This is a genomic window from Enterobacter sp. PL_is511 (assembly GCF_055816065.1).
The window spans coordinates 194,042-208,646 of sequence record NZ_JBVPGP010000017.1; the positions used below are offsets into that span (position 1 = coordinate 194,042).

Annotated in this window: 14 protein-coding genes; 8 read left to right on the plus strand and 6 right to left on the minus strand. The window is 57.5% G+C overall.

Annotated features, from left to right (window positions below):
- The first annotated feature begins 241 nt into the window (after window positions 1-241).
- Together AC0TN7_RS04735 and yoaE are read left to right on the plus strand one after the other, a co-directional pair.
- A complete protein-coding gene (locus AC0TN7_RS04735) occupies window positions 242-400 on the plus strand; it encodes a protein YoaL (RefSeq protein ID WP_370883520.1) in 159 nt (52 codons plus the stop codon).
- Window positions 388-1,947, plus strand: a complete 1,560-nt coding sequence (yoaE, locus tag AC0TN7_RS04740; protein WP_417927539.1) for a CNNM family cation transport protein YoaE — start codon at window positions 388-390, stop codon at window positions 1,945-1,947. Before AC0TN7_RS04735 ends, yoaE begins: the two co-directional genes overlap by 13 nt.
- 6 nt (window positions 1,948-1,953) lie before the next feature.
- Here the strand turns inward: yoaE and AC0TN7_RS04745 are convergent, their stop codons facing one another.
- The 4 genes from AC0TN7_RS04745 to pabB all read right to left on the minus strand — a co-directional run bounded on the left by AC0TN7_RS04745 (window position 1,954) and on the right by pabB (window position 7,143).
- On the minus strand, window positions 1,954-3,552 hold the full coding sequence (locus AC0TN7_RS04745) for an EAL domain-containing protein (protein ID WP_032647742.1): 1,599 nt from the start codon (window positions 3,550-3,552) through the stop codon (window positions 1,954-1,956).
- A 130-nt stretch (window positions 3,553-3,682) separates the two neighbouring features.
- On the minus strand, window positions 3,683-5,047 hold the full coding sequence (gene sdaA, locus AC0TN7_RS04750; RefSeq protein ID WP_024909859.1) for an L-serine ammonia-lyase: 1,365 nt from the start codon (window positions 5,045-5,047) through the stop codon (window positions 3,683-3,685).
- Between the two features lie 185 nt (window positions 5,048-5,232).
- A complete protein-coding gene (locus AC0TN7_RS04755; protein ID WP_463727179.1) occupies window positions 5,233-5,811 on the minus strand; it encodes a CoA pyrophosphatase in 579 nt (192 codons plus the stop codon).
- A gap of 6 nt (window positions 5,812-5,817) precedes the next feature.
- On the minus strand, window positions 5,818-7,143 hold the full coding sequence (pabB, locus tag AC0TN7_RS04760) for an aminodeoxychorismate synthase component 1 (protein ID WP_417927709.1): 1,326 nt from the start codon (window positions 7,141-7,143) through the stop codon (window positions 5,818-5,820).
- Window positions 7,144-7,204: 61 nt separating this feature from the next.
- Between pabB and AC0TN7_RS04765 the strand changes: the two genes are divergently transcribed.
- On the plus strand, window positions 7,205-7,387 hold the full coding sequence (locus AC0TN7_RS04765) for a YoaH family protein (RefSeq protein WP_008500497.1): 183 nt from the start codon (window positions 7,205-7,207) through the stop codon (window positions 7,385-7,387).
- 6 nt (window positions 7,388-7,393) lie between these two features.
- Here AC0TN7_RS04765 and AC0TN7_RS04770 read toward each other — a convergent pair whose 3' ends face one another.
- Window positions 7,394-7,738, minus strand: a complete 345-nt coding sequence (locus AC0TN7_RS04770) for a RidA family protein (protein WP_008500498.1) — start codon at window positions 7,736-7,738, stop codon at window positions 7,394-7,396.
- Between the two features lie 133 nt (window positions 7,739-7,871).
- Here AC0TN7_RS04770 and AC0TN7_RS04775 point away from each other — a divergent pair, with 133 nt between their 5' ends.
- From AC0TN7_RS04775 to rnd, 5 genes are all read left to right on the plus strand, one after another.
- Complete coding sequence (locus AC0TN7_RS04775) at window positions 7,872-9,782, plus strand: ATP-dependent DNA helicase (RefSeq protein ID WP_024909863.1); 1,911 nt, start codon at window positions 7,872-7,874, stop codon at window positions 9,780-9,782.
- Window positions 9,783-9,848: 66 nt separating this feature from the next.
- Window positions 9,849-10,544: a tRNA (adenosine(37)-N6)-threonylcarbamoyltransferase complex dimerization subunit type 1 TsaB gene (gene tsaB, locus AC0TN7_RS04780; protein WP_024909864.1), complete on the plus strand. Its 696-nt coding sequence runs from the start codon at window positions 9,849-9,851 to the stop codon at window positions 10,542-10,544.
- A gap of 37 nt (window positions 10,545-10,581) precedes the next feature.
- Entirely contained in the window at window positions 10,582-11,163 is a 582-nt protein-coding gene (locus AC0TN7_RS04785) for a Slp family lipoprotein (RefSeq protein ID WP_024909865.1), read from the plus strand.
- Between the two features lie 203 nt (window positions 11,164-11,366).
- Window positions 11,367-13,052, plus strand: coding sequence for a long-chain-fatty-acid--CoA ligase FadD (fadD, locus tag AC0TN7_RS04790; RefSeq protein ID WP_073961507.1), 1,686 nt, complete (start codon window positions 11,367-11,369; stop codon window positions 13,050-13,052).
- A 71-nt stretch (window positions 13,053-13,123) separates the two neighbouring features.
- On the plus strand, window positions 13,124-14,251 hold the full coding sequence (gene rnd / locus AC0TN7_RS04795; RefSeq protein ID WP_473701876.1) for a ribonuclease D: 1,128 nt from the start codon (window positions 13,124-13,126) through the stop codon (window positions 14,249-14,251).
- Window positions 14,252-14,337: 86 nt separating this feature from the next.
- Here rnd and minE read toward each other — a convergent pair whose 3' ends face one another.
- Window positions 14,338-14,604, minus strand: a complete 267-nt coding sequence (gene minE / locus AC0TN7_RS04800; protein WP_024909868.1) for a cell division topological specificity factor MinE — start codon at window positions 14,602-14,604, stop codon at window positions 14,338-14,340.
- Window position 14,605 lies beyond the last annotated feature (1 nt).

The window sequence follows — 14,605 nt, forward strand, 5'->3', positions numbered from 1 at the left end:
ATTCAGATAAGGGTTAGAGTTCAAAAAACTAAGACTTCCGCGAATTATTTTAGATAGTGAAAAAATAATTTATGTGATGAAGATCCGTAATTTAGCCACGCGTTACAGATTTATCTGTAGCGTAAAGCGGCTGTGTTACAGAACTTTGCAAAGGAACGTAAATCTTTGCTAAAAACACAGTGTCTCTGATATGTTTAGCCTCCGTTTAATTGTTCAGGAGTATAGGGCTACAGCCCACTATATGGACCGTCACCGACGTCAGTCATCTACCAGGCCATTTCGCGCCTTATTCACCGGCGATCCTCGCCACGTATCGACTCTGTTTACCTCTGTTTTGCCCACATTGAGTGGGGCACCGTTTCGTCATTCCTTTAGCAGGAGCTTGTCATGGAATTCTTAATGGACCCGTCAATCTGGGTGGGATTGCTCACGCTGGTGGTGCTGGAGATTGTTCTCGGCATTGATAACCTGGTGTTTATCGCCATCCTTGCGGACAAACTGCCGCCAAAACAGCGTGATAAAGCGCGTCTGATTGGTCTCTCGCTGGCGCTGGTCATGCGACTGGGGCTGCTCTCCGTCATCTCCTGGATGGTCACACTGACCAAACCGCTGTTCTCCGTCATGGATTACACCTTCTCCGGGCGTGATTTAATCATGCTGGTCGGGGGGATATTCCTGCTCTTCAAAGCGACGACAGAGCTTCACGAGCGGCTGGAAAACCGTCAGCACGATGATGGGCACGGTAAAGGCTATGCCAGCTTCTGGGTGGTGGTACTGCAGATCGTGGTGCTTGATGCGGTCTTCTCGCTGGATGCGGTGATCACGGCGGTCGGCATGGTGAACCATCTACCGGTAATGATGGCGGCTGTCGTTATTGCAATGGCGGTGATGCTGCTGGCCTCGAAGCCGCTGACGCGCTTCGTCAACCAGCATCCAACGGTGGTCGTGCTGTGTCTGAGCTTCCTGCTGATGATTGGTCTGAGCCTGGTGGCGGAAGGCTTTGGTTTCCATATTCCGAAAGGCTACCTGTACGCCGCGATTGGCTTCTCGATCCTGATCGAGCTGTTCAACCAGATTGCGCGACGTAACTTTATTAAGCAGCAGTCGAATCAGCCGCTGCGTGCCCGTACCGCAGATGCCATTCTGCGCCTGATGGGCGGTCGTCGTCAGGTGAACGTTCAGTCTGATTCCGAAAACCATAATCCGGTTCCGCTCCCGGAAGGGGCGTTTGTGGAACAAGAACGCTACATGATTAACGGCGTGCTCTCCCTGGCCTCCCGTTCGCTGCGCGGCATCATGACGCCGCGCGGGGAAATCAGCTGGGTCGATGCTAACCTGAGCGTGGATGAAATTCGCCAGCAGCTGCTCTCTTCACCGCACAGCCTGTTCCCGGTGTGTCGTGGTGAGCTGGATGAGATCATCGGCGTCGTGCGGGCGAAAGAGATGCTGGTGGCCCTGGAAGAGGGCGTCAACGTGGAAGCCGTTGCTGCGGCGTCGCCTGCGATTGTCGTGCCGGAAACGCTGGATCCGATCAACCTGCTCGGGGTGCTGCGTCGCGCTCGCGGTAGCTTTGTTATCGTCACCAACGAGTTTGGTGTGGTGCAGGGGCTGGTCACGCCGCTGGACGTGCTGGAAGCGATTGCCGGTGAGTTCCCGGATGCAGACGAAACGCCAGAGATTGTTGCCGACGGTGAAGGCTGGCTGGTTAAAGGTACCACCGACCTGCACGCGCTCTCGCACACGCTGGGGCTGGAAAACGTGATCAACGATGAAGAAGACATCGCGACCGTTGCTGGTCTGGTGATCGCGGTTAACGGGCAAATCCCGCGCGTCGGAGATGTGATCGAGCTTTCGCCGCTGCACATTACGATCGTTGAAGCCAACGACTATCGCGTTGATATGGTTCGTATTGTTAAAGAACAATCAGCCCACGACGAAGATGAGTAAGCCGGCTTAGCGCAGCGGCATTAAGGGCACGATGTGCCCGTTATGATGCGCTGGCGGGGGGGCGCTCCCCGCCAGCCACTTCGGAAAATCCCGTAGCGGCATGGGCCGCGCATAGAAAAAGCCCTGCAGGACAGGTACGCCGTGGCGGCGCAAATAGCGCGCCTGCTCCTCTGTCTCGACCCCCTCAGCAACCAGTTCAATATCAAGCCGCTGGCCCAGCGCAATAATCATATCCGTCACCGTCGAGTTCACGGCGTCGGTGCCGATGGCGGTGGTAAACGACTGGTCGATTTTCAGGACGTCCGGGTGCAGCTTCTCAAGCCAGGAGAGGGAACTGTTCCCGGTGCCAAAATCGTCGATGGCGAGCTTCACCCCTTTGCGATGCAGTTCGCGCACGATGCGATAATCCGCATCCAGCAGCGCATCCCGTTCCGTGAGTTCTATCACCAGCTGCTGACGCGGACAGGCGCTGAACCAGAGACGGTTCAGGTCCTGTATCAACACCGCGTGACGGAAATGGCTGGCGGCAACGTTAATGCCGATGTGAAAACCGGCGCTGGAAGGGAAGTAGCCTATCTGGCGCACCGTTTCGGCGATGACATAGCGGGTCAGGGGGACAATCTGGTTATGTTCTTCTGCCAGAGGGATAAACACCTCCGGGGTGATCCAACCCTGACGGGGGTTGTTCCAGCGCAGCAGGATCTCCACGCCAGTACACGCCTGGGTGCGGGCATTCACCAACGGCTGGCAGAAAAGCTCAAATTCCCGCCCCGCAATGCCCATATCAATCTCCCACGTAAAGCTCATCCGGTTTGCCGTCGCCAGCCAGGCGAGATAGCCCAGCAACAGGCTCAGCATAAGCCCCAGCGGCAGCTGGGCTGGCAGGCTTTTTAAGGCTAATGCTCCAGGACCTGGCCCGCTGACCGTAATGGTGAAAGGATTTCGGGTTGATGACTGCTGGAAAAGAGAGTCTTCATCATCAAACGTCAGGCTGTCGCTGACGCGTTGACCATAGCGCAGAAAACGATCGCCCACGGTTAGCGCCACGTCATTGATAAGCGGGCGCTGGGGCTCGAGGATCATTTTGGCGATCAGATCGATATTGATGATCTCGATGACGCCTGCTTCACCGTCCTGAGAAACGGGATACCACTGAATCAATATCGGGCTGTCCTTAAGCAACCACTGGTCGGTGGATAAAATCAGCTTCGTCGTGCTGGCGGGGAGTTCTTTCAGGAAGTCACGAACGGGCACATCGCGGCTCCCGAAAATACTCGAGCAGTACAGGATACCGTCTTTAATCAGGGCGATAGAGCGTACCGTCTGCAAAATGGCGGCCTGCTTTCGCAGCGCCAGGTGCGCCTGGGGACAGGGCTGTCCCACCAGGGGCTGCAGCACGCTGCGGCGGTTCTCCAGAGAAAGCAGTATGTTATCAAGAGCGCGGACGGTGTGGCTGGTAAAATCGAGGATCCGCTGTTGGTTAACATTGCGCTGTGAAATAAAGCGAATGCCTAACGTCAGGATGAGTGTGAGGAGCGCAACCGTGACACAGACGATAACGCGTTTTCGGCGATAGTTTTTAATGATCGTTTGTGCAGTTTGCATGAACGGTCGCCTGATAAGCCACCAGCCACAAAAGCCGGACGCAACAGTGAAAGTGTAGTGGGGAAAACAGCGGGAGACGAGGAAGAAGAGGGAAATTCGCCCATCCGTTGCAGATGGGCGAAAAGCAGTATTAGTCGCACTGCACCTTAATGGCCAGGCCACCACGGGACGTCTCGCGGTATTTCGCGTTCATGTCTTTGCCGGTTTCGTACATGGTTTCAATCACCTTATCCAGCGATACGCGAGGTTCGCTGGTACGGCGCATCGCCATACGTGAGGCGTTGATGGCTTTCACCGAGGCAATCGCGTTACGCTCGATGCACGGCACCTGCACCTGGCCCGCGACCGGGTCACAGGTCAGACCGAGGTTATGTTCCATACCGATTTCAGCCGCCACGCAGACCTGCTCAGGGCTTGCGCCCAGCAGCTCTGCCAGACCCGCCGCCGCCATGGAACAGGCCACGCCGACTTCACCCTGACAGCCCACTTCCGCACCGGAGATGGAGGCATTCATCTTGTACAGCGCGCCGATGGCACCTGCTGCCAGGAAATAACGGATATAGATGTCCGGCGTCACGGGCTCAATAAAGTGGTCGTAATACGCCAGCACCGCAGGAACAATGCCGCACGCGCCGTTGGTTGGCGCCGTCACGACGCGGCCACCGGCGGCGTTCTCTTCGTTAACCGCAAGTGCAAACATATTCACCCAGTCGACCACGTTCATCGGGTCGTTGGAGAATTTGTCCGTGGTCACCAGCATACGGCGCAGAGCAGAGGCACGACGCGGTACGCGCAGTGGACCCGGCAGAACGCCTTCGGTGTTCATCCCGCGATCGATACAGGCGCGCATGGTTTGCCAGACGTTCGCAAAATAGTCTTCAATCTCTTTTTTGCTGTGCAGGGCCAGTTCGTTCTGCATCACCATACCGGACAGTGAAAGACCGGTCTCTTTGCAGTAGCCCAGCATCTCGGTAGCCGATTTGAACGGGTACGGTACGTTGACGTCGCCGACGCTGTCTTTGCCAAAATGCTCTTCATCCACGATGAAGCCACCGCCGATGGAGTAGTACGTCTTGCTGTAGATCTCTTTTTCACCGCTCCAGGCGTGAATGGTCATGCCGTTTTCATGCAGCGGCAGGTTGTCGCTACGGAAACGCATGCCGTCATCCTGCGGAAAATCGACTTCCTGCTGGCCGTTTGCCAGCAGCAGGCGACCGCGTGTTTCCACGTCGCGGATAAATGCCGGGATGGCATCAATATCAACGGTATCCGGCATGTTGCCTGCCAGACCCATAATAATGGCGATATCGGTGTGGTGGCCTTTACCCGTTAATGACAGCGAGCCGTAAACATCCACGGCGACACGGGTAACGCTTTCCAGTAATCCTTTTTCGACCAGATCATCGACGAACTGTTTACCGGCCTTCATCGGGCCAACAGTATGGGAAGACGAAGGGCCAATTCCCACTTTGAACATGTCGAATATACTAATCACTTTCACACTCCTGACAGGGTTACCGGGGTTCCAGTAACGATGTTATAACTGCGCATAGTGTAAGAGGGAACACCGACCTCGGCTTAACTATTCACATGAATTAAACTAATGGTTAACGATGGGTTTTGCTAATAGCGCGACGCAGATCGCAAACCTGGCAGAAGAGGGCGGAATGTAAAGTATAGTCAAGGCTTCAGGCCGATTTGCAACGCCAGCTCACGAATAATGCCCGCCGTCATGCCCCAGACAAAATAATGCTGATACCAGGACAACCAGACCCGATGGTCATGCCCGCGACGCTGAATATCCAGCGGGTGGTAACGACTCAGTCGGAGGGCCTCCTCCAGCGGCATTTCAAACACCGCGGAGACTTCATCGACGCTGGCGTGATACTGCAGGCCCGGCGGGATAATGCCCACCACCGGCGTGACCTGAAAACCGGTGACGCTGTCGACGGGCGGCAGCACGCCGATGACCTCAACGGCCTCCGGCGGAATGGCAACCTCTTCCTGCGCTTCGCGCAGCGCGGCGGCAATCAGTGAGGCGTCGGAGCTGTCTACCGCGCCCCCCGGAAAGGCGACCTGACCCGCGTGCTTGCGTAAATGGGCGGAACGCTGGGTGAGCAGCAGGCCCGGCTGCACGCGACGCACGACCGGGATCAGCACGGCCGCCTGACGTTGATTCAGCGCTTCGCGATTAACCTGCGGTCGTAATAGCTGAAAACGCGATAAAAAGTCATCCAGCGTCAGGTTCTCTTTTTCCACCCGTGATTACTCCAGTTGTTTCAGGATACGGTTAACCTTATCAAAGGTTTCCTGATATTCCGCATCGACCTCACTGTCGGCAACAATGCCGCCCCCGGCCGAACAGTAAAGGTTTCCGTTGCAGGCGGTCAGCGTGCGAATGGTAATGCTGGTATCCAGCGTGCCGCACAGGCTGATATAGCCGATGCTGCCGCACCAGGCGTTGCGGCGGTGCGGCTCCAGCTCATCAATGATCTCCATCGCCCGCACCTTTGGCGCGCCGGTGATGGAGCCCCCCGGGAATGCCGCGCGCAGCAGGTCGCAGGCCGTGCGCGAGTCAGGCAGCCGCGCGGTAATGGTGCTGACCAGATGATGCACCGCCGGGAAAGGCTCGACGACAAACAGTTCCGGTGCGCGGACGCTGCCCGGAACGGCCACCCGGCCAATGTCGTTACGCATCAGATCGACAATCATCAGGTTTTCGGCGCGGTCTTTCGGCGAGGCGGCGAGTTTTTCCGCCTGCTTGCGGTCGGCGTCGGGATCGGCAAGACGCGGCAAGGTGCCTTTAATCGGACGGGTTTGAATCGTGCCCTCGGCCAGATGAATAAAACGCTCGGGCGACAGGCTGAGGATCGCCCCCTGTTCCAGACGCACAAACGCGCTAAACGGCGCCTTATTGCTGGCATTAAGACGGGTAAACGCCTGCCACTCATCTCCCCGGTATGTCGCCTGGAAGCGCTGGGCAAGGTTAACCTGGTAGCAGTCACCGCTTTGCAGATACGCCTGAACGCGCGCGAATTTTTCGCCATACTCTGCGGCGCTCATGTTCGAGCGCCAGTCGGAGGTCAGCGTGAATGGCCCGGCAGGTGCAGGCTGCTGTGCCTCAAGCCACGCCAGACGCGCCTGCACGTCATGATGGCTCAGCAGGGAAACCGTTTTTTTCTGGTGATCAACTATTAACGCCCAGTCATACAGCCCGACGGCCATGTCGGGCAGGGGAATATCAGCCTGCGCATGCTCGGGCAGCGTTTCGAAACGGCGACCCAAATCGTAGCCAAACAGGCCCAGCGCGCCCCCCTGAAAAGGAAGGTCCGGGTTGGGTGTGGCAGATAAGCCCAGCGCGTTAATGTCGCGCTGAAGCTGCACCAGCGGATCGTCCGTCAGCGAAAGGTCATCGGTTGTCAGCGTCTTCAGCGGATCGGCGACCAGAATATCAAAGCGGCTATAGGGATGATCCGCATGGCCGGAATGCAGCAGCATCGCAAACGGAAGATGGCTCAGGCGGGCAAACCAGTATTCAGCGGCGTCTGTCCGCCAGGGCAGGGTAATAACAGTGGGGAAGCGCATGTTCATGTATGGCATACTACCGGGCAGCGTGAAATAATTAGCGCGAATAATTTAGCAGGAGTTGACGATGTTTGCAGGTTTACCTTCTCTGAGCCATGAACAGCAGCAGAAAGCGGTTGAGCGAATTCAGGAACTGATGTCCCAGGGGATGAGCAGCGGACAGGCGATTTCCCAGGTGGCGGAAGAACTGCGCGCCACGCATACCGGCGAGCGGATCGTGGCGCGTTTCGAGGATGAAGATGAAGAGTAATCGGGCTTAAACCGCCGCGATAATCTTAATCTCGACCTTGTATTCCGGCTTCATCAGCGTGGCCTGTACGGTGCAGCGTACAGGCGCGTGACCCGCCACCACCCACGCATCCCAGGCTTTGTTCATTGCCGCGAAGTCATCTTTGTTTGCCAGGAAAATCGTCGCATCCAGAATGCGGGATTTGTCGCTGCCCTGTTTTTCCAGCACCGCGTCAATCTGCGCCAGGGTATTTGCCGTCTGCTCGAACGCATCCGCGTCCAGGTTAGCCGGGACGCCGGTGTAGTAGAGCGTCTGGTTATGGATCACCACATCAGACCAGCGGGCTTCGGCATCAATGCGCACAATTGTCATAAACGTTTCCTCGTTATTTTTCGTCATCAGGCGGCAAGACTGCCATATTGTTCCCCTGTCGTCACTATTTGGGGTGGCACATGAGAGGATGGGCTGACATAATCCCTGTGCAAAAATACAGTGAGAGAGCACCGTGGCAGACGATTTTTCCCCTGAAGGTCAATTAGCGCAGGCTATCCCCGGCTTCAAACCCCGTGAGCCTCAGCGACAGATGGCGCACGCCGTTGCACGCGCCATCGATAAGGCTCAGCCGCTGGTGGTTGAAGCCGGTACCGGCACGGGTAAAACCTATGCTTACCTTGCGCCGGCGCTGCGGGCGAAAAAGAAGGTGATTATTTCCACCGGTTCAAAAGCGCTGCAGGATCAGCTCTACAGCCGCGATTTGCCCACGGTAGCTAAGGCGCTGAAATACAAGGGACGTCTGGCCCTGCTGAAGGGGCGCTCCAACTATCTCTGCCTGGAGCGCCTTGAGCAGCAGGCGCTGGCGGGCGGCGATCTGCCGGTACAGACGCTGAGCGACGTCATTATCCTTCGGTCATGGGCGAACCAGACCGAAGAGGGCGATATCAGCACCTGCGCGAGCGTGCCGGAAGATTCCCCGGCCTGGCCGCTGGTGACCAGCACCAACGACAACTGCCTCGGCAGCGACTGCCCGCTGTATAAAGACTGCTTCGTGGTGAAAGCGCGCAAAACGGCGATGGACGCCGACGTCGTGGTGGTAAACCATCACCTGTTTCTCGCGGATATGGTGGTCAAGGACAGCGGTTTCGGCGAGCTGATCCCCGAGGCGGACGTGATGATCTTTGATGAAGCGCACCAGCTTCCGGATATCGCCAGCCAGTACTTCGGTCAGTCGCTCTCCAGCCGTCAGCTGCAGGATCTGGCGAAAGATTTCACCATTGCGTACCGGACCGAACTCAAAGATACCCAGCAGCTGCAGAAGTGCGCCGACCGCCTGGCGCAGAGCGCGCAGGATTTCCGTTTACAGCTCGGCGAGCCGGGCTATCGCGGCAACCTGCGCGAGCTGCTGGCGGACAAAAACATCCAGCGCGCGCTGCTGCTGCTCGATGATGCGCTTGAGCTCTGCTACGACGTGGCAAAACTGTCACTCGGCCGCTCCGCGCTGCTGGATGCGGCCTTCGAGCGCGCTACGCTCTATCGCGGGCGGCTCAAACGGCTGAAAGAGATTAACCAGCCGGGGTACAGCTACTGGTATGAGTGCACCTCGCGGCATTTCACGCTGGCGCTCACGCCGCTGACGGTGGCCGATAAATTCAAAGAGGTGATGGCGCAAAAGCCGGGAAGCTGGATCTTTACATCGGCAACCCTGTCGGTGAATGACGATCTGCACCACTTCACCGAGCGCCTCGGCATTGAGCAGGCGGAATCGCTGCTCCTGCCCAGCCCGTTCGACTACGAAAAACAGGCGCTGCTCTGCGTTCCCCGTAATCTGCCGCTGCCGAACCAGCCGGGTGCGGCGCGCCATCTGGCTGCAATGCTAAAACCGATGATCGAGGCCAACAACGGCCGCTGCTTTATGCTCTGCACCTCCCACGCCATGATGCGCGATCTCGCCGAGCAGTTCCGCGCCACCATGACGCTACCGGTGCTGCTGCAGGGCGAAACCAGCAAAGGCCAGCTGCTGCAGCAGTTTGTCAGCGCCGGTAATGCTCTGCTGGTGGCAACCAGCAGCTTCTGGGAAGGGGTGGACGTGCGCGGCGACACGCTTTCGCTGGTGATCATTGATAAGCTGCCGTTTACCTCCCCGGACGATCCGCTGCTGAAGGCGCGGATGGAAGACTGCCGTCTGCGCGGCGGCGATCCGTTTGACGAGGTACAGCTGCCGGATGCGGTCATCACGCTTAAGCAAGGGGTAGGGCGCTTAATCCGTGACGTCACCGACCGCGGCGTGCTGGTCATCTGCGATAACCGGCTGGTGATGCGTCCTTACGGGGCGACTTTCCTCGCAAGCCTGCCGCCCGCGCCGCGGACGCGGGACATAAAACGCGCGGTGCGTTTCCTGGCAAACCCAACGGCGGAGTAATTTACCCCGGAGTGTGCTAAGATGCGCGCCATTTTGTGACTGACCCTTGCGAGAGCGCGACGACTGATGCGAATTCTGGCTATTGATACCGCGACAGAGGCTTGCTCTGTTGCTCTGTTGAACGACGGTGCTGTTTCTGCCCATTTCGAAGAGTGCCCCCGGGAACACACCCAACGCATTCTGCCCCTGGTAAAAGCCATTTTAACCCAGGGCAACACCTCCTTAACCGACCTCGACGCGCTGGCCTTTGGCCGCGGCCCCGGCAGCTTTACGGGCGTACGTATAGGGATAGGCATTGCGCAGGGGCTGGCGCTGGGCGCCGAACTGCCGATGATCGGCGTCTCTACCCTTGCCACTATGGCGCAGGGCGCATGGCGCATGACCGGGGCAACGCGCGTCCTGGCCGCAATAGATGCCCGCATGGGCGAAGTCTACTGGGCCGAATATACCCGCGACGAGCAGGGCGTGTGGCACGGTGAAGAGACGGAAGCCGTGCTTAAGCCAGAAGCGGTCACAGAACGACTGAAGCAGCTGTCCGGCGAGTGGGCGACCGTCGGCACGGGCTGGCCAGCGTGGCCTGAGATGGCGAACGACACCGGATTGACGCTGGTGGACGGCAACATGCTGCTGCCGGCTGCTGAAGATATGCTTCCGATTGCCAGCCAGCTGCTCGCAGCAGGAAAAACCGTGGCCGTTGAACAGGCGGAACCGGTTTATTTGCGAAACACCGTCGCGTGGAAGAAACTTCCGGGCCGCGAGTGAATCTCAGTAACAGGAACTGAGAAAAAGGAGTCGCATCATGGCGGTTCAGACTAAAGTAGTACGCCTTATTATGGCAGGCGCAGTTGCCATAGCACTGAGCGGATGCGTTTCCGTTCCTGATGCGATTAAGGGCAGCAGCCCGACGCCACAGCAGGATCTGGTTCGGGTGATGAATGCCCCTGAGCTGTACGTCGGCCAGGAAGCGCGCTTTGGCGGTAAGGTCATAGACGTGCAAAACCAGCAGGGGAAAACCCGTCTGGAGATCGCCACCGTTCCGCTGGACAGCGGCGCGCGGCCTGTACTGGGTGAGGCTTCCCGGGGACGTATCTACGCGGACGTCAATGGTTTCCTCGATCCGGTCGATTTCCGCGGACAGCTGGTGACCGTCGTCGGGCCGATTACCGGCGCCGTGCAGGGCAAAATCGGCAACACCCCGTACAAATTTATGACCATGCAGGTCAACGGGTATAAACGCTGGCGGCTGGCACAGCAGGTGATCATGCCGCCTCAGCCGATGGATCCGTGGATGTGGGGTCCACATCCTTATCGTTATGGCTACCCGGGCTGGGGTTGGTACAACCCGGGCCCTGCACAGGTTCAGACGATCGTTACTGAGTAACTTACTGTTATTGTTAGAAAAGAGACAGCGGCTCAGCCGCTGTCTCTGTTTTTATACGGATAAAACGAAAAAAAAGAGTGACGCGCTTCGCAACCTTAAATCTGAACAATTAATAAACTGGTACGCTGAGTTAATATAATGTTAACAAACTGTTTATTATCGGGGTTGTGATGACGACGAACACTCATTTCAGAGGTGATGCATTGAAGAAGGTTTGGCTTAACCGTTATCCCGCAGATGTTCCTGCTGAGATCAATCCTGACCGTTATCAATCCCTGGTGGAATTATTTGAACACTCGGTAAGGCGCTATGCGGACCAGCCCGCATTCGTGAATATGGGCGAGGTGATGACGTTCCGTAAGCTGGAGGAGCGCAGCCGGGCGTTTGCGGCGTATCTGCAGGAAGGGTTGGGGCTGCAAAAAGGGGACCGCGTCGCGCTGATGATGCCGAACCTGCTGCAATACCCGGTGGCGTTGTTCGGTATCCTGCGAGCCGGGATGATTGTCGTCAACGTCAACCCATTGTACACCCCGCGCGAGCTAGAGCATCAGCTGAACGACAGCGGCGCGGTTGCGATTGTCATTGTGTCCAACTTCGCCCATACGCTGGAAAAGGTGGTCGACAAAACCCAGGTGAAACACGTTATCCTGACGCGCATGGGGGACCAGCTCTCCACCGCCAAAGGCACGCTGGTTAACTTTGTCGTCAAATACGTCAAACGTCTGGTGCCAAAATACCATCTGCCGGACGCCATCTCCTTCCGCCGCGCGCTGCATGCGGGCTACCGTATGCAGTATGTGAAACCCGAAGTGGTCGCGGAAGATCTTGCGTTTCTGCAATACACAGGCGGGACCACCGGCGTCGCCAAAGGGGCCATGCTTACCCACCGCAATATGCTGGCAAACCTTGAACAGGTAAACGCCACCTACGGGCCGCTGCTGCATCCGGGCAAAGAGGTGGTGATCACCGCGCTTCCGCTGTATCACATCTTTGCGTTGACCATGAACTGCCTGCTGTTTATTGAACTGGGTGGTCAGAACATCCTCATCACCAACCCGCGCGATATCCCGGGCCTGGTGAAAGAGCTGGCGAAATACCCGTTCACCGCCATGACGGGGGTAAATACCCTGTTTAACGCGCTGCTGAATAACAAAGAGTTCCAGCAGCTGGACTTCTCCACGCTGCATCTCTCTGCGGGCGGAGGCATGCCGGTTCAGCAGGCGGTCGCCGAGCGCTGGGTGAAGCTCACCGGTCAGTATTTGCTGGAGGGCTATGGCCTGACGGAATGCGCGCCGCTGGTCAGCGTTAACCCGCATGACATCGACTATCATAGCGGAAGCATTGGTTTGCCCGTTCCTTCCACTGAAGCGAAACTGGTCGATGATAACGATAACGAAGTCGCGCCGGGCGAGCCGGGGGAGCTGTGCGTCAAAGGTCCGCAGGTGATGCTGGGCTACTGGCAGCGCCCCGATGCGACCGACGAAATCATCAAAGACGGCTGGCTGCACACCGGTGATATTGCGGTGATGGATGACGAAGGCTTCCTGCGCATCGTCGATCGTAAGAAAGACATGATCCTGGTCTCCGGTTTCAACGTCTATCCGAATGAGATCGAAGACGTGGTTATGCAGCACAGCGGCGTGCTCGAAGTGGCGGCAGTCGGCGTGCCTTCCGGCAGCAGCGGTGAAGCGGTGAAGATATTTGTGGTCAAGAAAGATCCTTCTCTCACCGAGGAAGCGCTGGTAACGTTTTGTCGTCGTCAGCTGACGGGCTACAAGGTGCCGAAGCTGGTGGAATTCCGCGACGAGCTGCCGAAATCCAACGTCGGGAAGATATTACGACGAGAATTACGTGACGAAGCCCGTGGCAAAGTAGACAATAAGGCCTGAGCTTCACGCTAATCGCCCAGACGCCGGTTAAGCCGGCGTTTTTTATGGGCGCAAACAAAAGAGAACCCGTTTTGAATTACCAGATGATCACGACCAACGACGAGCTGGCTTCGCTGTGCGAAGTGACGCGCGACTTTCCTGCCATTGCCCTGGATACCGAGTTTGTCCGTACCCGGACCTATTATCCGCAGCTGGGTTTGATTCAGATGTACGACGGTAAACACGTGTCGCTGATCGACCCTCTCGGCATTACCGACTGGACGCCGATGCGTGACCTGCTGCTCGATACCGCCGTGACGAAATACCTGCACGCAGGCAGTGAAGATCTGGAAGTCTTTCTGAACACCTTTGGCATCATGCCTCAGCCGCTGATTGACACGCAGATCCTCGCGGCATTCAGCAATCGTCCGCTCTCATGGGGCTTTGCTGCCATGGTAGAGGAGTATACGGGCCTGACGCTGGATAAAAGTGAATCCCGTACCGACTGGCTGGCGCGTCCGCTAACCGAGCGTCAGCTGGAGTATGCGGCGGCAGACGTGTTTTACCTGCTGCCGATTGCCGGACAGCTGATGAAAGAGGCAGAAGCCTCCGGATGGCTGCCTGCGGCGCTCGACGAGTGTCGTATGACCCAGCAGCGTCGTCAGGAAGTGGTTGACCCGAAAGAGGCCTGGCGCGATATCAGCAACGCCTGGCAGCTGCGTACGCGTCAGCTGGCGTGCCTGCAGCTGCTGGCATACTGGCGTTTGCGTAAAGCGCGCGAGCGCGATCTGGCCGTTAACTTTGTGGTTCGCGAAGAACATCTCTGGGCGGTGGCGCGCTATATGCCGGGCAGCCTGGGCGAGCTGGACAGCATTGGGCTTTCGGGCAGCGAGATCCGCTTCCACGGCAAAACCCTGCTTGCGTTGGTCGCAAAAGCGCAGGAGCTGCCGGAAGATGCGCTACCGGAACCGCTGCTGAACCTGATGGATATGCCGGGCTATCGCAAAGCGTTTAAGGAGATCAAAGCGCTGGTGCAGAACGTTGCAACGGAAAGCAAGCTAAGCGCTGAACTGCTCGCCTCACGTCGTCAGATTAACCAGCTGCTGAACTGGCACTGGAAGCTGAAGCCGCAGAATGGCGTACCGGAAATGATGGCGGGATGGCGCGGGGAATTGATGGCCGATCGCCTGAATACGCTGCTGGAAGCATACCCACGCTAAAGAAGTGTAGCCCCGGTAAGCGTAGCGCCACCGGGGAGATTGCCGGGCGGCGCGACGCTTGCCCGGCCTACAAAACCACAAACGGATTAACGTGACTCTTCCGCTTCCGGGAGCGTAACGTTCAGCTCCAGAATCGAAATATCCCCGTCTTTTTGTTCCAGCTGCACCGTCACCATCTCCGGGTCAATCTGCACGTACTTACAGATCACTTCCAGGATGTCCTTACGCAGCTGTGGCAGGTAGTGAGGCTCGGCGTCGCTACGACGACGCTCCGCAACGATAATTTGCAGACGTTCTTTTGCGATGTTGGCGGTGTTCTTTTTCCGCGAGAGAAAAAAGTCCAGTAATGCCATA